The sequence below is a fragment of the Pseudomonas helvetica genome (genome assembly GCF_039908645.1).
Taxonomy (GTDB): domain Bacteria; phylum Pseudomonadota; class Gammaproteobacteria; order Pseudomonadales; family Pseudomonadaceae; genus Aquipseudomonas; species Aquipseudomonas helvetica.
Window position 1 is genome coordinate 4,666,115 of sequence record NZ_CP150917.1, and the last position, 21,514, is coordinate 4,687,628.

The 21,514-nt window shown below is 54.7% G+C and carries 25 protein-coding genes and 3 pseudogenes; 12 read left to right on the top strand and 16 right to left on the bottom strand.

The genetic code is table 11. The features are described from left to right. The first annotated feature begins 8 nt into the window (after positions 1-8). From AABM55_RS21725 to AABM55_RS21735, 3 genes are all read left to right on the top strand, one after another. A complete protein-coding gene (locus AABM55_RS21725) occupies positions 9-998 on the top strand; it encodes a 2-hydroxyacid dehydrogenase (protein WP_347927747.1) in 990 nt (329 codons plus the stop codon). 81 nt (positions 999-1,079) lie between these two features. Continuing rightward, complete coding sequence (locus AABM55_RS21730; protein WP_054593574.1) at positions 1,080-1,514, top strand: hypothetical protein; 435 nt, start codon at positions 1,080-1,082, stop codon at positions 1,512-1,514. Then, positions 1,514-1,918, top strand: coding sequence for an META domain-containing protein (locus tag AABM55_RS21735; RefSeq protein ID WP_103318744.1), 405 nt, complete (start codon positions 1,514-1,516; stop codon positions 1,916-1,918). Before AABM55_RS21730 ends, AABM55_RS21735 begins: the two co-directional genes overlap by 1 nt. 145 nt (positions 1,919-2,063) lie before the next feature. On the opposite strand, the gene AABM55_RS21740 is transcribed toward AABM55_RS21735, so the two are convergent. Further along, positions 2,064-2,528: a TlpA disulfide reductase family protein gene (locus AABM55_RS21740; RefSeq protein ID WP_347927748.1), complete on the bottom strand. Its 465-nt coding sequence runs from the start codon at positions 2,526-2,528 to the stop codon at positions 2,064-2,066. Between the two features lie 117 nt (positions 2,529-2,645). On the opposite strand from AABM55_RS21740, the gene arsC reads away from it, so the two are divergent. The 3 genes from arsC to AABM55_RS21755 are packed head-to-tail and all read left to right on the top strand — an operon-like array spanning position 2,646 to position 4,019. Next, complete coding sequence (arsC, locus tag AABM55_RS21745; RefSeq protein WP_054593577.1) at positions 2,646-2,999, top strand: arsenate reductase (glutaredoxin); 354 nt, start codon at positions 2,646-2,648, stop codon at positions 2,997-2,999. Beyond that, a complete protein-coding gene (gene wrbA, locus AABM55_RS21750) occupies positions 2,996-3,592 on the top strand; it encodes an NAD(P)H:quinone oxidoreductase (protein ID WP_103318739.1) in 597 nt (198 codons plus the stop codon). The genes arsC and wrbA overlap by 4 nt, the downstream gene beginning before the upstream one ends. Before the next feature lies 1 nt (position 3,593). Further along, positions 3,594-4,019: a DUF2069 domain-containing protein gene (locus AABM55_RS21755; protein ID WP_054593579.1), complete on the top strand. Its 426-nt coding sequence runs from the start codon at positions 3,594-3,596 to the stop codon at positions 4,017-4,019. Positions 4,020-4,141: 122 nt separating this feature from the next. Here AABM55_RS21755 and AABM55_RS21760 read toward each other — a convergent pair whose 3' ends face one another. The 4 genes and pseudogenes from AABM55_RS21760 to AABM55_RS21775 all read right to left on the bottom strand — a co-directional run bounded on the left by AABM55_RS21760 (position 4,142) and on the right by AABM55_RS21775 (position 7,465). Further along, positions 4,142-4,813: a DNA-3-methyladenine glycosylase I gene (locus tag AABM55_RS21760; RefSeq protein WP_054593580.1), complete on the bottom strand. Its 672-nt coding sequence runs from the start codon at positions 4,811-4,813 to the stop codon at positions 4,142-4,144. Positions 4,814-4,880: 67 nt separating this feature from the next. Then, positions 4,881-5,582: pseudogene (ttcA, locus tag AABM55_RS21765) on the bottom strand (tRNA 2-thiocytidine(32) synthetase TtcA); the annotation flags it as partial. A 164-nt stretch (positions 5,583-5,746) separates the two neighbouring features. Beyond that, positions 5,747-6,640, bottom strand: coding sequence for a tRNA 2-thiocytidine(32) synthetase TtcA (gene ttcA / locus AABM55_RS21770; protein WP_127929377.1), 894 nt, complete (start codon positions 6,638-6,640; stop codon positions 5,747-5,749). 627 nt (positions 6,641-7,267) lie between these two features. Further along, complete coding sequence (locus tag AABM55_RS21775; protein ID WP_177413843.1) at positions 7,268-7,465, bottom strand: hypothetical protein; 198 nt, start codon at positions 7,463-7,465, stop codon at positions 7,268-7,270. A gap of 218 nt (positions 7,466-7,683) precedes the next feature. Between AABM55_RS21775 and AABM55_RS21780 the strand changes: the two are divergent. Continuing rightward, positions 7,684-7,967: pseudogene (locus tag AABM55_RS21780) on the top strand (transposase domain-containing protein); the annotation flags it as partial. 562 nt (positions 7,968-8,529) lie between these two features. Here the strand turns inward: AABM55_RS21780 and AABM55_RS21785 are convergent. The 3 genes and pseudogenes from AABM55_RS21785 to AABM55_RS21795 form a co-directional block, all read right to left on the bottom strand. Beyond that, positions 8,530-8,735 (bottom strand): annotated as a pseudogene (locus tag AABM55_RS21785) (group II intron reverse transcriptase/maturase); the annotation flags it as partial. Between the two features lie 231 nt (positions 8,736-8,966). Then, positions 8,967-9,191 (bottom strand): hypothetical protein, encoded by a 225-nt coding sequence (locus tag AABM55_RS21790; RefSeq protein WP_127929378.1) that lies wholly within the window; start codon positions 9,189-9,191, stop codon positions 8,967-8,969. A 103-nt stretch (positions 9,192-9,294) separates the two neighbouring features. After that, complete coding sequence (locus tag AABM55_RS21795; protein ID WP_127929379.1) at positions 9,295-9,549, bottom strand: DUF2790 domain-containing protein; 255 nt, start codon at positions 9,547-9,549, stop codon at positions 9,295-9,297. Between the two features lie 707 nt (positions 9,550-10,256). Here AABM55_RS21795 and AABM55_RS21800 point away from each other — a divergent pair. The 5 genes from AABM55_RS21800 to AABM55_RS21820 are packed head-to-tail and all read left to right on the top strand — an operon-like array spanning position 10,257 to position 13,502. Then, a complete protein-coding gene (locus AABM55_RS21800; RefSeq protein WP_260688136.1) occupies positions 10,257-11,096 on the top strand; it encodes an MBL fold metallo-hydrolase in 840 nt (279 codons plus the stop codon). 14 nt (positions 11,097-11,110) lie between these two features. Continuing rightward, complete coding sequence (locus tag AABM55_RS21805; RefSeq protein ID WP_008041665.1) at positions 11,111-11,413, top strand: hypothetical protein; 303 nt, start codon at positions 11,111-11,113, stop codon at positions 11,411-11,413. Then, positions 11,410-12,243 (top strand): DUF692 domain-containing protein, encoded by an 834-nt coding sequence (locus AABM55_RS21810; RefSeq protein ID WP_008041667.1) that lies wholly within the window; start codon positions 11,410-11,412, stop codon positions 12,241-12,243. The genes AABM55_RS21805 and AABM55_RS21810 overlap by 4 nt, the downstream gene beginning before the upstream one ends. After that, positions 12,240-12,899 carry a hypothetical protein gene (locus AABM55_RS21815; protein ID WP_347927749.1) on the top strand — a complete coding sequence of 220 codons (660 nt, stop codon included), beginning with the start codon at positions 12,240-12,242 and terminating at the stop codon, positions 12,897-12,899. Before AABM55_RS21810 ends, AABM55_RS21815 begins: the two co-directional genes overlap by 4 nt. A 12-nt stretch (positions 12,900-12,911) precedes the next feature. Further along, a complete protein-coding gene (locus AABM55_RS21820; protein ID WP_008041676.1) occupies positions 12,912-13,502 on the top strand; it encodes a DoxX family protein in 591 nt (196 codons plus the stop codon). Positions 13,503-13,771: 269 nt separating this feature from the next. On the opposite strand, the gene AABM55_RS21825 is transcribed toward AABM55_RS21820, so the two are convergent. From AABM55_RS21825 to AABM55_RS21860, 8 genes are all read right to left on the bottom strand, one after another. Beyond that, positions 13,772-14,644: a LysR family transcriptional regulator gene (locus tag AABM55_RS21825; RefSeq protein WP_032832643.1), complete on the bottom strand. Its 873-nt coding sequence runs from the start codon at positions 14,642-14,644 to the stop codon at positions 13,772-13,774. A gap of 196 nt (positions 14,645-14,840) precedes the next feature. After that, on the bottom strand, positions 14,841-15,998 hold the full coding sequence (locus AABM55_RS21830; protein ID WP_127929381.1) for a TDT family transporter: 1,158 nt from the start codon (positions 15,996-15,998) through the stop codon (positions 14,841-14,843). Between the two features lie 146 nt (positions 15,999-16,144). Beyond that, entirely contained in the window at positions 16,145-16,306 is a 162-nt protein-coding gene (locus AABM55_RS21835; protein WP_008041684.1) for a DUF2474 domain-containing protein, read from the bottom strand. 15 nt (positions 16,307-16,321) lie between these two features. Then, complete coding sequence (gene cydB, locus AABM55_RS21840; RefSeq protein WP_127929382.1) at positions 16,322-17,329, bottom strand: cytochrome d ubiquinol oxidase subunit II; 1,008 nt, start codon at positions 17,327-17,329, stop codon at positions 16,322-16,324. A gap of 3 nt (positions 17,330-17,332) precedes the next feature. Then, a complete protein-coding gene (locus AABM55_RS21845) occupies positions 17,333-18,751 on the bottom strand; it encodes a cytochrome ubiquinol oxidase subunit I (protein WP_154946628.1) in 1,419 nt (472 codons plus the stop codon). 801 nt (positions 18,752-19,552) lie between these two features. Beyond that, positions 19,553-20,074 carry a fimbrial protein gene (locus tag AABM55_RS21850; RefSeq protein ID WP_154946629.1) on the bottom strand — a complete coding sequence of 174 codons (522 nt, stop codon included), beginning with the start codon at positions 20,072-20,074 and terminating at the stop codon, positions 19,553-19,555. 1 nt (position 20,075) lies between these two features. Beyond that, positions 20,076-20,567: a fimbrial protein gene (locus AABM55_RS21855; protein ID WP_127929385.1), complete on the bottom strand. Its 492-nt coding sequence runs from the start codon at positions 20,565-20,567 to the stop codon at positions 20,076-20,078. Between the two features lie 20 nt (positions 20,568-20,587). Next, positions 20,588-21,505 carry a fimbrial protein gene (locus AABM55_RS21860; RefSeq protein ID WP_127929386.1) on the bottom strand — a complete coding sequence of 306 codons (918 nt, stop codon included), beginning with the start codon at positions 21,503-21,505 and terminating at the stop codon, positions 20,588-20,590. Between the last annotated feature and the right edge of the window lie 9 nt (positions 21,506-21,514).

Sequence of the window (21,514 nt, forward strand, 5' to 3'; positions counted from 1 at the left end):
ATGACGCCATGCGTACGATTCTCTTCAGCAGCCAGACATACGACCGCGAGAGTTTTCTCGCAGCCAAAGTGCCCGCCGGTATCGAGTTGCACTTCCAGCCTGCACGCCTGAGTCTGGATACGGCGGCGCTGGCCGAGCGGCATGAAGTGGTCTGCGCCTTTATCAATGACGACCTGAGTGCGCCGGTACTTGAACGACTGGCCGCAGGCGGTACGCGCCTGATAGCCCTGCGCTCGGCCGGTTACAACCACGTTGACCTGGCGTGCGCGAAACGCCTGGGTTTGAGCATCGTCCGCGTGCCGGCCTACTCGCCCCACGCCGTGGCCGAGCACGCGGTGGCGTTGATCCTGGCCCTGAACCGACGCCTTTACCGCGCCTACAACCGGACCCGCGAAGGCGATTTCAGCCTGCACGGGCTGACCGGATTCGACCTGTTCGGCAAGACCGTCGGCGTGGTCGGCACCGGCCAGATCGGCGCCACCTTCGCGAAAATCATGACCGGGTTTGGCTGCAAGCTGCTGGCTTACGACCCCTTCCCCAATCCGCAAGTCCAGGCGCTCGGTGTCCGTTACCTGCCGTTACCTGAGCTGTTGGCCGAAGCGCAGATCATCAGCCTGCACTGCCCGCTGACCGCCGATAGCAAACACCTGATCAACAGCCAGTCGCTGGCACATCTGCAGCCCGGCGCCATGCTGATCAACACCGGGCGTGGCGGACTGGTGGACACACCCGCGCTGGTCGACGCACTGAAAAGCGGTCAATTGGGGTATCTGGGGCTGGACGTCTATGAAGAAGAAGCCCAACTGTTCTTCGAGGACCGCTCCGACCGGCCGCTGCAAGACGACGTGTTGGCGCGGCTATTGACCTTCCCTAACGTGATCATCACCGCACACCAGGCCTTCCTGACCCACGAAGCATTGGCCGCAATTGCCATGACCACCTTGCAGAACATCACCGATTGGGCCGCTGGCACACCTCACAATCAGGTCGAAAGCTGATTTGGTCTGATCGAAGGTCGCAACCATGGGCCATGCCCGATTCTTTCGCGTGCTAGCATACCGCGCATATTTGGAGGACCCATGGTCGAACACGATTTCCGCTACAGCCTGATGAACCCGCAACACACCCTGACCGAATGCCGCGCGCTGACGCCGGGGCGTTATCAAGTCACCGGCAACGGCGGCTCGATACGCGCCGATGACGTGTTGTTGGTCACCCTCAAAGGCAGCAAGGACTTGTCCATGCGCCTGACCGTTGAAAACGTTCGTCACCTGCTCAAACCCATGGGCCAGTGGGTTGCCGTGGCCAGTGGTCCGGTGTTTGGTGAACTGGCGATCCACAACTGGCAAGTGAACTGCGACAGCTGCGCCAAAGAACTGAAATTCGAGTTCGCGGTCGACGCCAAGCTGGGCAACAAGGCCGAAAAACCGGCCGCCACCGCACGGATTGCCGAACTGGGCTGGACCACCGCCAGCGAGAAGCACCTGTGCCCGAAATGCCAGGAGCCCGTGTAATGAAACACCTCGTTCTGGCCGCCATGGCAGGTGCCAGCCTGCTGGGTTGCGCCGCTGAGCCGGTGCAACTGCAGCAGGATCGCAGCTATGTGCTGGAGTGGATCGGCGAACGCCCGCTGATCGACTACAGCCACCTGACCATCACCCTGGGTGAAGACGGTCGCGCTTATGGCAATGGTGGCTGCAACCACTGGTTCGCGCCCTACACGCTGGACGGTGACAAACTGAGCTTCGGCAAAGTCGGCAGCACTCGCAAAATGTGCGCCCCGGCCTTGATGGAACAGGAAAAACGCTTCCTGCAAGCGCTGGAATCCGTGCAGCGCTGGGACATCTCGCCGATCGAGCAAATGCGCTTCTGGCCCGCCGAAGGCAAGCCGCTGCGCTGGTGGCTTGAAGAAGGCTAAACCCCTCGATTGCTCCTGTGGCGAGGGGGCTTGCCCCCGTTGGGCTGCGAAGCAGCCCCTAATCCTGCAACTGCGATACCGCATCGCAGTTTCTGCGACTGCTCCGCACTCGAACGGGGGCAAGCCCCCTCGCCACAAGTAGTCGTCACATCGCCTGCAACACCTTGAGCTTCGCCATCACCCCCGCCGCCGTCTGCTCTCCCATCAACTGCTCACGCACCTTGCCCTTGTCATCGATGATGTAAGTCACCGGCAGCGCCTCGCTGCGTGGCAATTCGAAGCGATCGGCCGGATCCTGGGCCAGCACGGTGAACGTAATCCCGAGCTTTTCACTGGCGCTCTTGAGTTCTTCGCCCTGCACATTGTCGAAATTGACCCCGAACACACTGATCTTCTGACCTTTGAGCTGTTCAGCCAACACGTTCAATTGCGGAATTTCGGTACGGCACGGGCTACACCACTCGGCCCAGTAATTAAGTACAAACCATCGGCCATCCAACCGCTCGGACGCTACTTTCTGTCCCAACTGATCGGTGCCGTAGTCATAGCCGCAGCCGCCAAGCAGCAAGGTTGCGAAGAGGGCCAATGCTGCTGTCAGTCGCCTTGTCATGGGATCATCCTTACTCAAAAAAAACAGGTTCTGCTGCGACCCATCGCCTCCCAAGGTTCAGGACTGCTCGCTGCACAGGTAGAATAGCCGCCACCTTACGCAAGATGCGAACCGCACATGACCGATCTGACGCTTTATCACAACCCGCGCTGCTCGAAATCCCGCGGTGCGCTGGAACTGCTGGAAGCCCGTGGCCTGACTCCAACCGTGGTCCGCTACCTGGAAACCCCGCTGAACGCCGCGCAGCTGCAAAGCTTGCTGGGCAAACTCGGCATCAGCGCCCGCCAATTGCTGCGCACCGGCGAAGACGAATTCAAAGCCCTGAACCTGGCCGACAGCAGCCTGAGCGAAGCGCAATTGATCGCCGCCATCGCCGAACATCCAAAACTCATGGAACGACCGATTCTCGAAGTCGGTGACAAAGCCGTCATCGGCCGTCCGATAGAGAACCTGCTGGAGATTCTGCCGTGAGTACGCCGTACATTCTGGTTCTGTATTACAGCCGCAGCGGCTCGACCAATGAAATGGCCCGACAGATTGCCCGTGGCGTGGAACAGGCCGGGATGGAAGCGCGCCTGCGCACGGTGCCGGCGATCTCCAGCGAATGCGAGGCGGTGTCGCCGGACATTCCCGACGAAGGCGCGCTGTACGCCAGCCTCGACGACCTGAAAAACTGCGCGGGCCTGGCCCTTGGCAGCCCGACCCGCTTCGGCAACATGGCGGCGCCGCTGAAGTACTTCCTCGACGGCACCAGCAACCTGTGGCTGACCGGCGCACTGGTGGGCAAACCGGCCGGGGTCTTCACCTCGACGGCCAGCCTGCATGGCGGCCAGGAAACCACCTTGCTGTCGATGATGTTGCCATTGCTGCACCACGGCATGCTGATCACCGGCCTGCCCTACAGCGAATCGGCATTGCTCGAGACCCGCGGTGGCGGCACGCCTTACGGCGCCAGCCATCACGCCGGTGCTGACGGCAAAAGCGGCTTGAACGAGCATGAAGTCGCCTTGTGCCGGGCCTTGGGTCTGCGCTTGGCGAAAACCGCCCTGAAACTGGAGCGCTAACGTGGCCAAAAAGCCGAAGGTTCTGCCCTCCATCGATTGGCTCGAACCGCGAGTTCGGGCGATGCGCGTCATCAGCCTGCTGTGCTACTTCGGCCTGGCGGGATTGCTCTGCGCCTATTACCTGCTGATCGCCGACCTGCATGGTGCACGGCCGTGGGTCATCCTGCTGATTGAACTGGTGCCCTTGTTGGTGCTGGCACCAGGCATGCTCAGCGGCAGCGCGCGCGGGCATTCATGGATGTGTTTTGTGGTGAACCTGTATTTCATCAAGGGCGCGACCGCCGCGTTCGACCCGAATCGACAGGTGTTTGGTCTGCTGGAAATGGCCGCGAGCCTGGCAGTGTTCTGCTCGGCACTGCTGTATGTGCGCTGGCGGTTCCAGTTGAACCGTAAGCTGGCCGGCGAAGGCGAGATCTCCGTCGCCTGACAGGACGCCATCGCGGGCAAGAGCTAGGCGCCCCCCTGCTCCTACGGTTTTGTGTCGTACCCACTAAAACCGTAGGAGCAGGGGGGCGCCTAGCTCTTGCTCGCGATGAAGGCGACACGGCCTCAATGATTGACGGTGTAAGCCAGCATCATCGATATCTGACACATTGGCCGGCCGCTCTCGGCGTGCCATTGGTTGAAGGCGTTCTGCACCGTCGCCAGATCGCGCAGGCTGGTCGGCACCTTGTCGATGATCTGTTGCGCATTCAACGCCGCGACCACGTCATAGCTCGGCACGAAGGTGTCCTTGCCGATCATCCGCAAAAACCGTGGTGCCGATAACCCGCCCAATTGATGCCCGTGTTTGGCCAGGTACTTCCACAGGCCAACGATGTCGGTCACCGGCCATTCGGCGATCAACTCGCCGAAGCTGCCCTTCTCTTTCGCCACGTCCAGGATGAACTGCGCATTGCGCGGCACGCTCTTGAGCTTGCCCAGGTGGCGGATGATCCGTGCGTCCTGCATCAGTCGCTCAAGGTGTTCGGCGCCCATCAGCACGACCTTTTCCGGATCGAACCCGAAGAATACTTCTTCGAATGCCGGCCACTTGGCGTCCACCAGGCTGTGCTTGAGGCCTGCGCGAAACACCCGCAACGCCAAGGTCGACAGGTAGCGATCATCGCTGATCTGGCGCAGCTGTGCCGGGGTCTTGGGCACGGGCAGATGGGCTTCCAGTTCGGCTGCCGAACCAAAACGGTTCAGACAGTATTCGTGCAGCCACTTGTAATCGCGCATGCCCTCTCCTGAGCAATGAAATAAAAACGGCGCCCGCGAGCGCCGTTAAGTCAGAACAGTCCAGCAATCAGAGATTCACCACGTTCACAAAACGCGACGCAGCGGTTTCGTCGATACGCAGGTTGGTGAAGTCGAACAGGTTACGGTCCGCCAACTGCGACGGAATGACGTTCTGCAAACCACGGAAAATGCTTTCGGTACGGCCCGGCGTCTTGCGCTCCCACTCCTGAAGCATTTCCTTGACCACCTGACGCTGCAGGTTTTCCTGGGAGCCGCAGAGGTTGCACGGGATGATCGGGAACTGCTTGAAGTCCGAGTAAGCCTGAATGTCTTTCTCGTTACAGTAGGCCAATGGGCGGATCACTACGTTACGGCCGTCGTCGGCACGCAACTTCGGCGGCATGGCCTTGAGCGAGCCGTTGTAGAACATGTTCAGGAAAAACGTCTCGACGATGTCGTCGCGGTGATGACCGAGGGCCATTTTGGTCGCGCCGATTTCGTCGGCGAAGGTGTAGAGCGTGCCGCGACGCAGGCGCGAGCACAACGAGCAAGTGGTCTTGCCTTCTGGCACCAGTTCCTTGACCACCGAGTAGGTGTCCTTTTCGACGATGTGGTATTCCACACCCAGCTCTTTCAGATAAGCCGGCAGCACATGCTCAGGGAAACCCGGCTGCTTCTGGTCCATGTTCACCGCGACGATCTCGAACTTGATCGGCGCCACCTTCTGCAGGTGCATCAGCACGTCGAGCATGGTGTAGCTGTCTTTTCCTTATAGCTCAAGGATATCCTAGAAAACAGTACACTCATGCTCGTAACCCTATAATTTTACTATGTTTTACGAATAAGATTATTTACAAAAAAAATCGATAATGTAAATTTCATGGTTTCGCAAGTTCCAGAACCTCCCTTTCCTCAAAAAAAGACGTTGAACCTTTACAAAACCTGGACGACATCTATCCAGTTTTCAACGCGGGAAGAAGAAACCGTTGCGTCATCAAACTTATAGGGTGGCCGGTCTTCCGATCTGTCAATAGACAGATTTACGAAGTCGAACAGACTGCGATCGGCCATCTGGGAAGGGTTTACGCTTTGTAAGCTGTGAAAAATATTTTCCACGCACCCGGGATTTACCGAGTCCCACTCCGCAATCATCGATTTAATTTTTTTCCTTTGGAGATTCTCTTGTGAGCCGCAGAGATTACATGGAATGATCGGATACGCACTATCAGCAGCGACCTTCGCTACATCTTTTTCTCGGCAATAGGCGAGCGGCCGAATAACGATATTCCTCTTATCGTCACTGAGAAGTTTAGGCGGCATCCCTTTCATCTGCGCTTGGAAAAACATGTTGAGAAATAAGGTCTCAACCATATCATCCATATGATGTCCAAGCGCCAATTTAGTAGCCCCTATTCCCTCGGCAAAACTATAAAGCGTACCCCTTCTGAGTCTTGAACAAAGAGAGCAGGTTGTTTTACCCTCAGGAATCTTTTGCTTGACGACTGAATAAGTATCTTTGTCAATTATATAATAATCAATCCCTTTACTCTCAAAAAACTCAGGCAAAATATGCTCAGGAAACCCAGGTTGCTTCTGATCAAGATTTACGGCTACAACGCTAAATTTTATGTGCGCAACGCGCTGGAGGTGTAGCAGCGCATCCAGCATTACAAATGAATCTTTGCCACCACTTACGCACACCATAACTTTATCGCCGTCGTCGATCATTGCGTAATCTACAACAGCCTTTCCGACATTACCACGCAGCTTTTTACGACGAAGCTCTGCCGCCTTATTTAATTGAGCTGTACTTTCATCTATCATCATAGCTTTAAGCTCCTACCAATAACTTAGAAGTTTAGAAATAACCCCAATGAAAAAAACACGCCACCTAAAACATCCACATTCTTGCAACGAGTTCAGATAGCTAATTAACGCAAAAACAAAGAACAGAAAGCCCATAACAAATAACATACATTAACACAGACACTTCACATCTTATCTAGACGCTTAAAACTCGAAAATGAGATAAAGCGAACGATATCTGACTTGGCTGCATCATAACAAGATTGTGTCTACGTTTTAAGTGCACCCTGACCAACGATCGTTTTCAGCTTCGCTAGGGCGCCTCAGTGATTGACTACATCGCGGAGTACTGCTGGTGACCAGGGTTGATTGGCCTCAAAGACACTCATGGCGACAGATCATCCTCTACCATTTGGGACGGCAGCAGACGCCATCAGTGCAGCTGGGATCATCAAGCGCACGTAACGTCGTTGGTGATTGCAGCGTTATCGGGACTGTGATTGGGCGCTGTCGAACAAGCCGGATGCGGATCTGGTCATCAAGGCGTTGGACATGGCTTACGAACAGTGTGGCAAGCCTCATCTGCCGAGAAAAGGATTAGTCCATATCGTCAATGAGCTCGCGTGTCGCGGCTTGTGTGATCCGCTTTTACCGGGTACGGACGATAGCGATGACCTGATCCGTGCCTTTCGGCTGAAAATAGGCCAAGCAGCGGATACTGTCCGTCGAGTAACGACTGATCGACAACTGATCATCTTGCTCGACGCGATCGATAACGCCGGCGAACAGGCGAAAGACCGAGGCGAACCGTCTTTTCCAGAACTGCTGCTTGCAAGCATAAGTCACGGCGGTGCGCTCACGGGAGTACAACTAGTCGTTAGTTCGCGCACTCATCGACGCGTAGCTGCGACCGGGGGGAGCTGCATGCGAAAAGTTCGAGTAAAAGCCGTTCACTATCCAAGAAACTGGCGAGTTTCTGCGCCAGCGTCTCGATGGGCACACTGAAGCCAGGACTCACGTGTACAGCCCCGATCACGAGGTAATCATCGGCTACAACGTGCAGAGCCATCAGCAGAGCCTTGGACTACAGCCTGAAACGCTGGACTGCGCTGTCGCGCTATCTCGAAGACGGGGCCTTGCCCAATGATTGGGCCGAGAACCAGATCCGGTCGTGGGCCGTGGGTCGTAAGAACTAGTTTTTGCAGGTTCGCTGCGCAGCGATAAACGGGCGGCGGCGATCATGAATTTGATCCAGTCAGCGCGACTCAACAGGCATGATCCGTATGCTTATTTGAAGGACGTCCTCACGCGCCTGCCGATGCAGCGGGCCAGTAATATGGCGCAGTAGCTGGCGCATAACTGGTAACCGATTTAGTCGCGCAAGACGGGGCGGCGCCAACAGCTGTCGCAGTATAAAAAATAGCCCGCGTAAAAAGGGTTGTATAAACCTTTCTGGATCTATCTATCTTCATAGCCGTTCAATATCCGGAGAAATAAATGAAGAAGATGACAGCTGAATTATCCGGTTGATATAAGAAGATTCTTAAAATCAGAAGCGTCGAGCTGACAGGGTTTAGTGCGCACTCGTAAAAGCGTCCGTCGCTGCAAGATACTGTAACAACTTAAATTTGGCATGGAATGCAATTGCAAGTCCAATAGCCCCTTTACAGGGAGACAGCCATGCTTACCACTCAACTGATTTTGTTGGTCGTTTTTGGAGTCGTCGTCACCGCTTGGGGTGCCAGACTAGATATAAATAATCACAGGAAGGAAAAAGAAGCTCAGCGAGCACAGAACAACGATCAGCACTAATCCCGCGTCATAAGCAACTAATAAAAGATCAGCGCTAGTTGAGTTCCCCTTTTTTAGCCTCGGCTGTTGGTGCCAGCTCATCCCGCAACCCAAGTAATAATGCCATCGGCACACGGTGCGCCCTTGTTGCTGACTACGCGCTGAAACGCACGCTTAAGGTTGACGGGTGCAACCACCCGCGCCATAAGCGTGTCCGACTCCGCGATCGTCCACGTCACGGACGCCGTCGATGCTTGACCCGTGTCAGAGTCTTCCTCGGATACCATCCGGGACTCGGAGTAACAGTTTTCTTTTGGAATATAATCTGCGTTTCACATGCTTCCTTCAGATTCGCAGTCACCCGCGACACCCGTACCTCTGGCTTCTTCCCCTTGCCGGGAGTACAGAGAGTTTCTCCACCAAGTCACCAGCGGGGCCACCACAGCCAAGCTGGTTGCGCTAACGAGCAACGCCCGTATTATCGCGCGCTAAATTAAACACCAAATCCAAGTTAGCCGAGTGTAAAAGAAGTGAATGTCGGGAACGGCTCGAATGATCAGATATCGGGCTGTTGCTTCTGTTCAATAGTGTCTGCTGCAGAAGAATCGTTGTATTTGGTCTGGGCTGCCAAGGCCTTTTGCGCGGCGTCAGTGTGGGCCTCCACCTGGCTGGCCTGGAACGCCTCCCAACGGGCGCGGGCCCGGTCAGAACCGTCTTCGGCAAAGGCAGCGGCAGAGATGACGGACAATAGGCCGGCCATGACAAGGGTGGACAGTTTCATAGAATTAATTTCCTGAGGTAATAACGGAGGGTGTCGCTTGGGCGATATGAAATTTATAAATGGCACTTTAGGAAGTGTCGTTATTAATTGACCGCAGTGATCATCAGTTTTCGTTCGGGCAACCTCCTTGAACCAGATAGTCCAAAACATGCTCCCGCCCCTGATGGTCCAGGTAATCGAGACGTGCGGGAATCACACCGCACTGGCCCGATGTATCAGTAACTGATATGACTTTTGCGATATCCATAGAAACATAGAAGCCAGTCTTATCGTGAATCACCGGTGAATTCTCAGTAGTATCGGCAAAAACTAAACCGCTGGTGAGCAAGGTAGCAAATCCAAGCATAAACAACTTCATTTAATTACCTCTATATTTTTGTAGTTTCTTGTTAGCTGATAATGAGCCTACAGCAACTAACCCGACAGAAATAATCTACGAACAGAACAATGACAAAGTTATAGTTCAATCTCGCCCCATCTTAAGATTCATGAGCTGTAACTGCATGAGATGTGTATAGGGCTAATGAGCCGAACACTCACAATTGAGATACCGCCTAGAAAAGTCTGATTCCCCATCGGGATGAAAGGAAGGAACGACCTCCTGAGACAAGTTCAGCGCGAAAAAAGGGACGACAAATGACCATGGTATTTCCATTAGCAAGTAATGCGGGATGAGTCGGTGATTAATTCGAATTTATTCTTCCACTTTCACCCGACATGCACGATGACATTTTTCGCATGTGCGCCATGCCCTATCGGCATGGCTTGCGTCCCCCTGCCCAACGAGAGTTTGAAATCTACCTATGCGGCAACATCGCCTTAATGCATACCAAAAAGGCATGCGACCTATCAAAAACAAGCAATGGTGCATATGTCAGCTATCGATAACGATGTGTCACACCTCATTGGTGCTGCTCGGCACCACTCGGTGACCCGCACATTCCACTTCAGTCCGCTTGGAGCTTCACTGTGAAAACAATCTTGCGAATCGCCACCGCTCTTAGTTTGGCGGCACTCTCCTGCGGTGCATCCGCCGCTACAACTAGCTGTGACACATCGCATTCCATGAGCATTCAACTGCTCGGTTCTGGTGGCCCAATCTCTGACGACGCTCGTGCATCATCGGGGGAGATAGTCTGGATTGATGGAAAGTCGCGACTGCTCATTGACGCTGGCGGTGGTACGTACCTGCGCTTTGGCCAGGCGCATGCCCGATTGGAAGACCTGAACTTCATCGGCATTTCGCATTTCCACACAGACCATAGCGTCGACTTACCCGCCATCTTGAAGGGCGCGTATTTTATGGCCTCGGGTCACACAACCGCACTGGTCGGTCCGGATGGATCTGACTCATTCCCGAGCATGACGGAATTCTTCCATGACACGTTTGCTGCCAAAACGGGCTCGTTTGCCTATCTCGAGGGTCTGCATGATGGTAGTGATGGGCTGAATCTAAAGATCAGCCCGATTATCAACGTGGATCGCCACGCCGAGAAAGCCTCCCTCGTCTATCAAGACGCCGAGGTTAAGGTTTATGCGTACGGCATTCCGCACGGTGATGTGCCGACCTTGGCATTTCGCATCGAAGGCAAGTGCGGCACGATCGTGATCTCCGCGGATCAGAACGGCAGCCGTGCCGGGTTCGTCGACTTTGCCAAGGGCGCTGACATTTTGGTTATGCCAGCTGCCATCGATGACGATGCCGACGACACCTCTAAATTCCTCCATGCAACACCCACGGTCGTTGGCAAGATTGCCGCAGCCGTCAATCCCAAAATGCTCATCCTCAATCACTTCATGGGTAAGTCTTTGAAGAATAAGGATAGCAACGTCGAAATTATCAAACGCTACTACCACGGCCCGGTTTACGCAGGTCGTGATCTGTCGCGCTTCGAAATGCCATGACTCAGGAGCATCCAATGAAACACACCTTCGCACTATCCATCGCCGTAGCTTCGCTCGCCTCGCTCGCCGTCATCAGCCAGCCGGCTCACGCCGGTGAAACCCCACCACCGGCCACTGCCAAGACCACCACGGGTGGTGGCAAGTGTGCCAGCGGTAAGTGCGGCACCGAGAAGATCTACGGCCAGGCCAAACTCAGTCAGGACCCACAGGGTCGCTTGGTCCGCACACGTGACGGTAAATGTGGCCTGACCGCTGAGGGTTACGACATCGCCGAAACGACCCAGAAGAAGCTCTCCGAAGGGGTTTGTGGCCAATGATCATCCAAGGACGAGGGCTTGGGCTCCGACGTGAGTTTGCCTCGTCTCTCGCCAACGGCCCCATCCGGAATGACTTCGACTTTTTGGAAGTCGTACCCGACAACTGGATGGGGTTGGGTGGAGAGAGCATGGAACAACTCGACGCCATCGCGGATAAATATCCAATGGTTGCACACAGCTTGAGCCTGTCCATCGGCGACGCACAACCGCTGGATATGAATTACTTGAGCGCAGTGAAGACCTTCCTGGACAACTACGACATTGCGATCTATAGCGATCACGTCAGCATGTCACGCGATAGCCGCGGCTACCTTTACGAGCTGATTCCGGTAAGTCGCACGCAGGCCAGCCTGCAGCTGATGGTCGATAAGATCAAGGCAGTGCAGGATTACCTGTCCCGGCGTATCGCGCTGGAGAACATCTCCTACTACTACGATGAGGAGGGGCAGATGGCCGAGACCGAATTCATCGCTCGGCTGATCGACGCCTCAAGCTGCGGACTGCTATTGGATGTCAACAATGCGTATGTGAACTCGCGCAATCACGGATTCGATCCGCACGCATTCATAGATGCATTACCAACGGATGCGGTGACTTACTTTCACGTTGCCGGCCATCTGGATAATGGTCCTCAAGAGCGGGTCCTGGATACCCATGGAACCGACGTTTCGGTCGCCGTGCTTAATCTGGGTGCCTATGCGGTTCATCGGTTCGGTGAGCAGCCCATTGTGCTGGAGCGCGACAACAATATACCCAGCCTTGACGAGCTATGTGAGGAACTGCGCGGCATCCATGAGGCCATGACCGGCTCGACCGGGAAACTGCAATGAACGTTCGCATCGCACCAGAGGTCACCAGCGAAGCAGAGCGTCGGTGTCAGGCCGTTCGCCGCGGTGATCTCGGCCCGTATGGAGAGTTGGTCCGGGTGAACGCGCAAGAGCTAGTCACCACGATGTTCCCACGGTTTACCCAACATCGCGGTGCCGAGCGCCTGCGCCAGGATATCGACGCATTTTACAAATGCTTTGGCGCAACGCGGGCCGAATTCATTCACCTTGCGACCGAGTTTGTCCGCTTCATGCAGCCGCGCCTGCCGCCAGGTATCGGGCGGCCCCTTATCGAGTACGAATGGATGCTGTTTGACGTAGAGGTCGATAAGACCCCAGTCCCCTATCCCGATGGACAGGAGGCGCGTCGCCCAACCCATGTTTACCTCAACCCCACCGTGCGATGGCTGGCCACTCCCTTTGATCTGCATACGGACGACCAACATGCGGCGCAGGCACTGCTAAACCACGATGCGCCTTATGCCTATGCCATCTTTCGCACATTCGACCATAGGGTCATGACGCGAAGGCTTTCAAATCACGACATCGCAGAACTGTCCTCCTTCACAGACGGCGAGCGGCTCATATCGCCACAAGAGTCAGCACACTGGTTCACCCACGCGCTTGCGCACGAACTCATTACTTCACACCACGAATAGTAAGGCATCACCATGGCTAAACTGATCGCACTTCTGAATCGCGGCCTCGAAAAGTCCAAAAAGTTGGATTTCGTAGCGCTCCTTTCCATCCGTTTGTATCTGCTGCCGACCCTCTACGAGGGCGCCCACGCCAAAGTTACCGGCTTCAGTGGACTGGTCGAGTGGTTCGCCACTCCAGCGGCTCAAGGCGGTCTCGGCATGCCTTTGCCCACGCTGATGGCCACGCTTGCTACGGGAACCGAAGTAGCAGGACTGATCTGCATTGCCCTGGGTCTGTTCACCCGCATCGTCACTATCCCATTGGCGATATTGATGACCGTCGCCGGTCTGGCTGTCCATTGGTCCCACGGCTGGGCCGCGATTGCCGACAAATCCACCGAAGCCAGTATGCGGCTCAGTGGTCTCATGACTTGGCTGCAACAATCCTTTCCGGGCCGCTTCAACTATGTAACGGAATTGGGTGACCCAATAATCCTCAACAACGGCATCGAATTCACGGTGACCTACGCCATCATGATTATGGTGCTGTTCTTCTATGGCGCAGGTCGCTATGTCAGCGCAGACCATTGGCTGGCCAAGATCTTCCCGCGCTGGCCGAAGTGACCATATAGCTAGCGTGGCGGTTCGATTCAGGACGCGCCAGGTAGCCCCTTGGTCAATGTCACCAGGCATTTTCATCAACGGCCGGCGACGGGTAACAGCTAAACCCAAGCCGGGCCCGTGGGTTCCGTTTAATTAGCTTTGGGCTGAGTTCGCTACTCAGCCCTTTTTTTGCCTCTTCACAAAGTTCCAAAAGACACAGAAACGAGAACGCCATTTGATTGATGATATTCGCGCGAGCACATACATCTGATAAGGCGCTCTCATCCGGCTCACCCGAGCAAGGAGAGTAATTCGCGCTCGGCCGGCCCATCAGGGACAGCCGCGCGACGCACAATACTCAACGTTCGGCGTAGCGTGAGCTGCGCGCAGGGTAGAGGGATGAGTACGTCATTGGCCACTTCATCGGTGATACTGATGGAGGGCAGCCAAGCGATACCGCCACCATGAATGGCAGCCTGTTTGATGGCCTCGGTGTTGCCAAACTCCATGATTGATCCTTGCTGCACACCCAGGTCTTCGAGTACTGCCGCCACCAATTCGCGGGTGCCCGATCCCACCTCGCGCATCAGCAATGGCTCGTCATCGATATCCCCGGGTTTAATGGCGGTAGCATCGGCCAACCGGTGCCACGCGGCGACCACTGGCAGCAAGTCGTCCTCGCGAAAACGGGTAGCGGTCAATCCTTTTATATGCAAAGGACCTTCAATAAAGCCCAGCGAATAGCGCATATCTGCAACGGCTTCAGAAACCTGTTCCGTGTTATTCACGAAAAGACTGACCTTTACACCTGGGTTGTTATTGCGAAAACGTGCAAGAACGCGCGGCAAGACATAGGTGCCGATAGTGCTGCTCGCCGCTATGGATAAGTGCCCAATCTTGGCGCTTTCGAGTTCCTTCATTGCTAGGTCAGCCGTTCTGGCAATATCAAAGAGCCGATCGGCATATCCGGCAAGAACGTCGCCGGCATGCGTCAAACGCATACCACGCGGTTGGCGTTCAAAAAGTGTTAGACCGAAGCGCTCCTCAAGTTTTCGCAATTCGCGAGACAACGCTGGTTGCGAAATGTGCAACGCCTTTGCACAGGCCGTGATGCTGCCGGTCTTGGTAATCGTATGAAAGATTAAGAGATGATGAAGGTTCATTTAAGGGAAATAATCATGGCTATAAGCGAATGCTGGCGGGTACTCAGACGTTCCAGGATCTGGACGATGCAGTCAGCGCTAATGAAACAGCACTCACTTGGCACCCAGGCTGAGTAAATAAAGAGAGGTCATGCAGGAGGTCAGGTTGGCCGCTGACCTCAGGCTCGCAAGCCTGAGGCCGCTATTGATGAGTTGACTATTTAGCCAAAGACGCCAGGCATGGCGAGACGAAAAGATGTCCTCGATACGCGCCAGCAATCGTCCTGGAAACCACGATCAACCACAGGACCGCCAACACCAACACCAAGCATCCGCCAAAAACATTGAAAAAGATGGAATGCAGAATAGCGCCCAACTTGAGAGTCGTGAGGGCATAGACGCCGATAGGAAAAGTAAACCCCCACCACCCCAGATTAAAAGGAACACCCGCCTTAAAGTAACGGACCGTGATGAGGGTGGCCATTGCCATCCACCACAACCCTAGGCCCCAGAAAAGAATGCCGGAAATCAGGCCAATGCCTTGAGCAACCTCGCCAATCCCTTGCAATCCCTGCACCGAAAAGATCGCGGGAGCGTCACTGCCTATGACCAGCATGCCCAACGCACCCGTACCGATAGGCCCCAGGGATAACCAGCTGGATGCAGCCATGCTTTCGTGGGGAAGTTTGTGCAACGCCATGCGCAACAGCAGGATGACCAGAATGCTCAGCGCGACAGGAACCGAATAGGCCCACAGTACATAGCTGGTAATCAACATAACAAATTGCGCGCCGGTATCGAGCAGGTGCGGAGCCAGCGCCCCACCACTTGCAGCCGCGACTTCCGCAGCGACAACTGGCAGCAACCAGACGGCCGTCATTTGATCGATGCTGTGCTCTTGACGGGTGAACATCATGTAAGGAATCAGCACACCGCAAGCGAGCGCCATGACCACATCAATCCACCATAGGGCCTCAGCCAACGGTATGACCGCTGAGCCCCAACGAGCACCGCCGAACACTATAAGACCATTGATAAGGGTCGCAAGCCCCATCGGAATAGTGCCGAAGAACATCGAGACCGTGGAGTGCCCGAAGATCTGCTTGGCCTCGTCAAAAAACATGATCCACCGAGCCATGTACATCGCACTGAAGGTACAGAACAGAAGGATATTGAACATCCAGAGCCCTTCAGCAATGGACCTCAAGCCAGGGATGGCTAGAGGAAACTGAGCCAGGGCCAAGGCAAGAATGCCGGTGCCCATGGTCGCTGCAAACCAGTTCGGCGTGAATTGGCGTATCGCATCGCGAGGTCGACTCAAATGGCTAAGGGGTTTGGCTCCCGCATTGATAGTTGCGAGATCTTTAAGCGACATGACAATCTTCCTGATGTATGTGTGGCTGAGCGTGCGCTCATTTTTTGGGTGAGTTGCTTATCGCAATTTCGCGGTTCGGCAAAGAACAGCCTCTTCGGGCAACTCTCGACTTTTTGAAGAGGCTGTATCCAGTATCAGAATGTTGGTCAGTGCGACTTCATCCCCGCCGCCTGCATGAACAGTCGGATCAGCATGGCAAACACACCTAGTGCCGCCACGCTGCCCACATAAATCACCAGCATCCAGCCCAACTTCTGCCGCAGTAGTGGCTTATGCTCGGCCGGTTCAACAATTGTCTTACTGTCCATTGGAGCAGCCCTCTGCTAGTGGTAACCGTCTTCGTGGGTAACCTTGCCGCGGAACACGTAGTAGCTCCAGAAGCTGTAACCCAGGATGAACGGGATAGTGAACAAGGTACCCAGCAGGAGAAAGCCCTGGCTTTGCGGTGGGGCAGCAGCCTCCCAAATTGAAATGGACGGAGGCACGATGTTCGGCCACAGACTGATGCCCAAACCGCTGTAGCCGAGGAATACCAGCAGCAGGGTCAGCAGGAACGGCGTGTAGTGCGCGTTGCGCGCCACCGCCTTGAGCAGGCACCAGGTTGTGATCAGCACCAGAATCGGCACCGGCAGGAACCAGAACAGGTTCGGCAGGATGAACCAGCGAGCGGCAATCTCGGGATGGGTGAGTGGCGTCCAGATACTGACGATAGCGATTACCGCCAGCAGCACGAGAACCAGCGGCCGAGCCAGGTTATGCATCCGTTCTTGCAACTTGCCTTCGGTTTTCATGATCAGCCAGGTACAACCCAGCAAGGCATACGCGACGATCAGGGCCAGGCCACAAAACAGGCTGAAGGGTGTCAACCAGTCCAGCTCACCACCAGCGAACTGCCGATTGACCACCGGTATACCATCGATGAACGCCCCCAGCGCCACGCCCTGGAAGAATGTGGCGACCAGCGAACCACCGATGAAGGCTTTGTCCCAGATATGACGCTTGTGTTCTTTGGCCTTGAAGCGGAACTCAAAGGCCACGCCCCGGAATATGAGCCCGAACAGCATCAGAATCAGCGGCAGATATAATGCCGATAATACCACCGAGTAAGCCAGCGGGAAGGCACCGAGCAGCGCCGCGCCACCCAGTACGAGCCAGGTCTCGTTACCGTCCCAGATGGGGGCGACGGTGTTCATCATCACGTCACGATCGGTCTTGCCCGGAATGAACGGAAAGAGAATGCCAATCCCCAGGTCGAAGCCGTCCATGATCACGTACATCATGATGCCGAAAATGATGACCACGGCCCAAATCAATGGAAGATCAATACCCATAACTCAGTTCCCCTTCTTGTTCGGGCTAAGGCGGTGATCGCCTTCAACGGTGTCGTCGGTAGCGGAAAGACCAGAACCTGCGTGTCTGATTTCTGCGCCTTCGTTGGTCTTCGGACCTTTGCGCACCAGGCGCATCATGTAGCCGAAACCGGTACCGAACAGCGCGAAATACACCACCACAAACAGCACCAGGGTAAGGCTCATCTGTGCCACGCTGTGGTTTGAGGAAGCATCGGCAGTACGCAACAGGCCATACACCACCCACGGTTGACGACCGATTTCGGTGGTGAGCCAACCGGCGAGAATCGCGATCAAACCGGACGGCCCCATGAACATCGCCAAGTACAGAAAGGGGCGGCACTGGTAAAGCGTTCCGCGTTTGCGCAACCACAAGCTCCACAATCCGGTGAAGAGCATCAACATGCCGAGGCCGGCCATCACCCGGAACGACCAGAACACGATGGTCGAGTTCGGGCGATCTTCAGGGGCAAACGATTTCAGGGCGGGAACCTGTTTCTCCAGGCTATGGGTCAGTATCAGACTGCCCAGGTATGGAATTTCGACGGTGAATCTAGTCTTCTCGGCTTTCATGTCCGGCCAGCCGAACAGAATCAGCGGTGTCGGTTCGTTACCACGGTTTTGCCAATGCCCTTCAATCGCAGCGATTTTTGCCGGCTGATGTTCCAGCGTATTCAGGCCGTGCATATCACCGACCATGATCTGAATGGGCATGACGATCAACGCCATCCACATGGCCATCGACAGCATGGTGCGGATCGCCGGGTTATCACGGCCGCGCAACAGATGCCAGGCAGCCGATGAACCGACAAAGAAGGCGGTGGCAACAAACGCAGCGATCGACATGTGTGCGAGGCGGTAGGGTAACGATGGGTTGAAAATGACCGCCAGCCAATCCGTCGGAATCACCTGCCCGTTAACGACTTCGAAGCCATTGGGGGTTTGCATCCAGCTATTGGACGCCAAAATCCAGAAGGTCGATATCAGCGTTCCAAGAGACACCATTACGGTCGAGAAAAAATGCAGTCCGCGCCCGACGCGGCCCCAGCCGAACAACATCACACCCAGAAAGCCCGCCTCAAGAAAGAAGGCGGTGAGCACCTCATAGGTAAGCAGCGTTCCGGTGACGGGACCGGCGAAGTCCGAAAAGCGACTCCAGTTGGTACCGAACTGATAGGCCATCACAATGCCGGACACCACGCCCATGCCGAAGTTGACCGCAAAAATCTTCGACCAGAAGTGGTACAGATCACGGTAGGTGTCGTTACGGGTCTTGAGCCACAACCCCTCAAGAACGGCCAGGTAACCCGCCAAACCGACGGTGATGGCCGGGAACAGGATATGGAACGACACCGTAAATGCAAACTGCATTCGCGCCAAGTCTAATGCCTGTAGGTTGAACATAACTGCCCTCTTATATGCAGATAAAGCATGACTGCAACAGTACTTTGAAGTAAGTGACTGCGCTCTACATTACCGATGTACTTTCTCTGCCGAGATGGCACGCGGAACCACGAAAGATAAGCCGGCTCAAGTCTTTTAAATCAGCAAAAGATCATAAACCAAACTTCAACCACCAGAATTGAATACAAAACGCAATTCATTGGAACACAGTGAGTCTTGACTTAAAGACTCCGTCTTTGAATGAGTGTTAAACCACGCGAAACTGACCCTCCATAAAACCCCACAGTTCGCTTTTTCCAGGAACTATAGAAATGGAGCTCAGCAAAGCCATTAAGAACAGCTACGACCTGTACGATGCTCATACTTCTTATGCGTGATAACGCGCTTTAGTAATCCTTCTGATGTGAAGCTGTGTAGTTTAAGTCATTTTCTTATCGGCTTTTTACCGTATTATCGGCAAGCCTTATCGATTTTTCCGATAAGGCTTTTAACGGGGCATCTCTGTCGTGAACATGACGCTTAACTCAACATTTAATCAAGGCGATGCTACAAGGCACAAACAGCTGTCGACAATCATGACCCATGAGGTGATTGAGGCTCGATTAACTCAGCAGTATGGCGAACGGAGTGCGTATAAAAAATCGAGGTTAAATCGCCGACAAGCGTAGACGCCCGAAACTATGACAAAGTTCAGGACATTTTTTCTTTCGTGTACGCCGGCATTAGGGTTCTTTAACGGAGGGAAGAGGTGCAGTTTCTCGGAAAAAACGACCTACCGATTTCATAAATTAAAGCCTGGCGCTACAGGTAAACGATCTCCATCATCAGGGTTGCGTTATAACTGCCAACCGCAGGTAACTCCTGTACGCCGAGTACCGGCTTGACCGAAAGCTTGAGATTCAGCGCTGTCGCCTCGACCAAGAACGTCAGTGGCTCGCCAAAATTGAGATCCACTTCGCGGACAGTGCCTGTCACGTCGCTCAGACGGGTTTTCAATCCCAGTTTGTCCAACGTGGTACGCAACGTAGAGGCGTCGTAGGCGCCGTTGCCGGCAGTGAAGCGCAATTGCACCTTACTGCCCTGCGTACATTGGAAACCCAGGGCAACGTCTGTCCACTCGTTAAGCCCCATTTTCAATGAGTTGAGACTCACGCTGGGAAGATCAACGCTTTGCGTCGCCCCAAAATTGGCGGTACAGGGCGGCTTGATAAGGCTGCCGCTGATGTCGAGACGAGTGGTATCGGCGGCTATGGTCTTGGTGGAGCAAAGCATGACCGCAGACAATAACGTCCCCCACAGCATCACCCTGATGACCGTTGACATATCACAGGTACTCGATATTGATCATCGTCGAAGCACTGAAATTACCTTCGGTAAGCGCACCCGTCGCAACGAGCTTTGCCTTCATGCTCAAGTCTACGGTGCCGCTTTGCTTGGTCAGCGTACGTTTTGCCCCTGTGATATCAACTTCCGAGCTGTCGCTGTTCAGCGTCAGCGTATACGCCAGATTGGCCTTGTCTGTTGCCGCCTGGGTGGTCGAGCCAGCCATGACGCCCGATGCCTTGACGCTGACACTCAAAGAAGAGTTCGCCGGGCAAGTCAGCGTAACGGGCACTGGGATCACCGGCGCGGAGGAAACCTGGTCATAACGCAGGCTGCCGAAATTCACACTCAACGTCTTGCTGCTGGTCACCGTGCAAGGCGGCCTGGTGAGCGTGCCAGATACATTAATGGTGACAGTATCGGTAATCGCGAGTGCAGACCGGCAGGTCAGCATCACGACAACTGCAGCGGTCAGCGAGAAAGGCAATTTCATGATCGAGTTCCTTTAGAAGATCAGGGATAGACAATGTTCAGTGTGTACTGGCTGGAAAAATCCCCGACAGGGGAACTGCCAGCATTGAGCTTGGGACGGAATCCAAGTTGGATGAGGTTGCTACCCTTGTTCATTGCAAAATTGCGCGGTGTGTTAAAGACAACGGCAGAGGTGCTGTCGACCCATGTGGCGGCCATGGATAAACCGTCAAGGGTAGTTGCGGATACACCAGGGGAACCATTGACCGCGCTTTGAGTCGGTACAAGCGTGACATTGACCTGCGTGGCTGCGCTGCAGCTCAAGCTGATTTCAGCCACCTGCTGCGACGAGGCGAAGTCGTTGCTCGTAAGCGCACCGAACCCAAGGGCAAGATGGGACGCTGAGCTGATGGAGCAAGTAGGTTGAACAACCGTGTAGGCGAAATTCACCACCCCGATGGCGACTTTACTCGCGAAAGCCACATCGGTTCCATATAAGGTCACCCCTCCAAAATAAAATCCTGGCGTGGTCCTAGTGGTCCCAGAGATGATGAAATCGTATGAAAGAGTATCACCGACGTCTAGGTACCCGTCACAATTGCCCGGTTCAAAACAAGCAGTATTTGCTGGAGCACTCTCATAGGGCACGTCATAACCAGTTGCCGCCGCCACTACCGTTAAGTCTCGCCCCGTGTTGGACTGCCCATGCTGGGCTTGGGTGTAGTATCCACCTAGCGCAATGATTGAGTTGACTTTGCAAGTTCCTGCAAAGCGGGTCTGGAAAGGACTAAGTGGAATGACCTCTTTTAGATTCACGGTCATCTCGGTGTTGCTGCAAGTTAAACTAAGCACCGGGTCCGCAGACATAGCGTATCGACTGGCCAGACTGCAAAAAACAATTAAAAAGCAGCACCGGATTTTTCTTATCCAGATAAATTTTCCCATTGTCAGATCACGCATAGGACCACC

Bases quoted from the DNA above. Each gene is read 5' to 3' on its own strand.
- AABM55_RS21860 (WP_127929386.1), bottom strand. From the start codon at position 21,505: ATGCGTGATCTGACAATGGGAAAATTTATCTGGATAAGAAAAATCCGG.
- AABM55_RS21805 (WP_008041665.1), top strand. From the start codon at position 11,111: ATGAAACACACCTTCGCACTATCCATCGCCGTAGCTTCGCTCGCCTCG.
- AABM55_RS21855 (WP_127929385.1), bottom strand. From the start codon at position 20,567: ATGAAATTGCCTTTCTCGCTGACCGCTGCAGTTGTCGTGATGCTGACC.
- AABM55_RS21850 (WP_154946629.1), bottom strand. From the start codon at position 20,074: ATGTCAACGGTCATCAGGGTGATGCTGTGGGGGACGTTATTGTCTGCG.
- AABM55_RS21835 (WP_008041684.1), bottom strand. From the start codon at position 16,306: ATGGACAGTAAGACAATTGTTGAACCGGCCGAGCATAAGCCACTACTG.
- AABM55_RS21820 (WP_008041676.1), top strand. From the start codon at position 12,912: ATGGCTAAACTGATCGCACTTCTGAATCGCGGCCTCGAAAAGTCCAAA.
- AABM55_RS21800 (WP_260688136.1), top strand. From the start codon at position 10,257: ATGAGCATTCAACTGCTCGGTTCTGGTGGCCCAATCTCTGACGACGCT.
- AABM55_RS21845 (WP_154946628.1), bottom strand. From the start codon at position 18,751: ATGTTCAACCTACAGGCATTAGACTTGGCGCGAATGCAGTTTGCATTT.
- AABM55_RS21795 (WP_127929379.1), bottom strand. From the start codon at position 9,549: ATGAAGTTGTTTATGCTTGGATTTGCTACCTTGCTCACCAGCGGTTTA.
- AABM55_RS21825 (WP_032832643.1), bottom strand. From the start codon at position 14,644: ATGAACCTTCATCATCTCTTAATCTTTCATACGATTACCAAGACCGGC.
- AABM55_RS21810 (WP_008041667.1), top strand. From the start codon at position 11,410: ATGATCATCCAAGGACGAGGGCTTGGGCTCCGACGTGAGTTTGCCTCG.
- AABM55_RS21725 (WP_347927747.1), top strand. From the start codon at position 9: ATGCGTACGATTCTCTTCAGCAGCCAGACATACGACCGCGAGAGTTTT.
- AABM55_RS21730 (WP_054593574.1), top strand. From the start codon at position 1,080: ATGGTCGAACACGATTTCCGCTACAGCCTGATGAACCCGCAACACACC.
- arsC (WP_054593577.1), top strand. From the start codon at position 2,646: ATGACCGATCTGACGCTTTATCACAACCCGCGCTGCTCGAAATCCCGC.
- AABM55_RS21830 (WP_127929381.1), bottom strand. From the start codon at position 15,998: ATGTCGCTTAAAGATCTCGCAACTATCAATGCGGGAGCCAAACCCCTT.
- cydB (WP_127929382.1), bottom strand. From the start codon at position 17,329: ATGGGTATTGATCTTCCATTGATTTGGGCCGTGGTCATCATTTTCGGC.
- AABM55_RS21735 (WP_103318744.1), top strand. From the start codon at position 1,514: ATGAAACACCTCGTTCTGGCCGCCATGGCAGGTGCCAGCCTGCTGGGT.
- AABM55_RS21815 (WP_347927749.1), top strand. From the start codon at position 12,240: ATGAACGTTCGCATCGCACCAGAGGTCACCAGCGAAGCAGAGCGTCGG.
- ttcA (WP_127929377.1), bottom strand. From the start codon at position 6,640: ATGATGATAGATGAAAGTACAGCTCAATTAAATAAGGCGGCAGAGCTT.
- AABM55_RS21790 (WP_127929378.1), bottom strand. From the start codon at position 9,191: ATGAAACTGTCCACCCTTGTCATGGCCGGCCTATTGTCCGTCATCTCT.
- AABM55_RS21740 (WP_347927748.1), bottom strand. From the start codon at position 2,528: ATGACAAGGCGACTGACAGCAGCATTGGCCCTCTTCGCAACCTTGCTG.
- AABM55_RS21760 (WP_054593580.1), bottom strand. From the start codon at position 4,813: ATGCGCGATTACAAGTGGCTGCACGAATACTGTCTGAACCGTTTTGGT.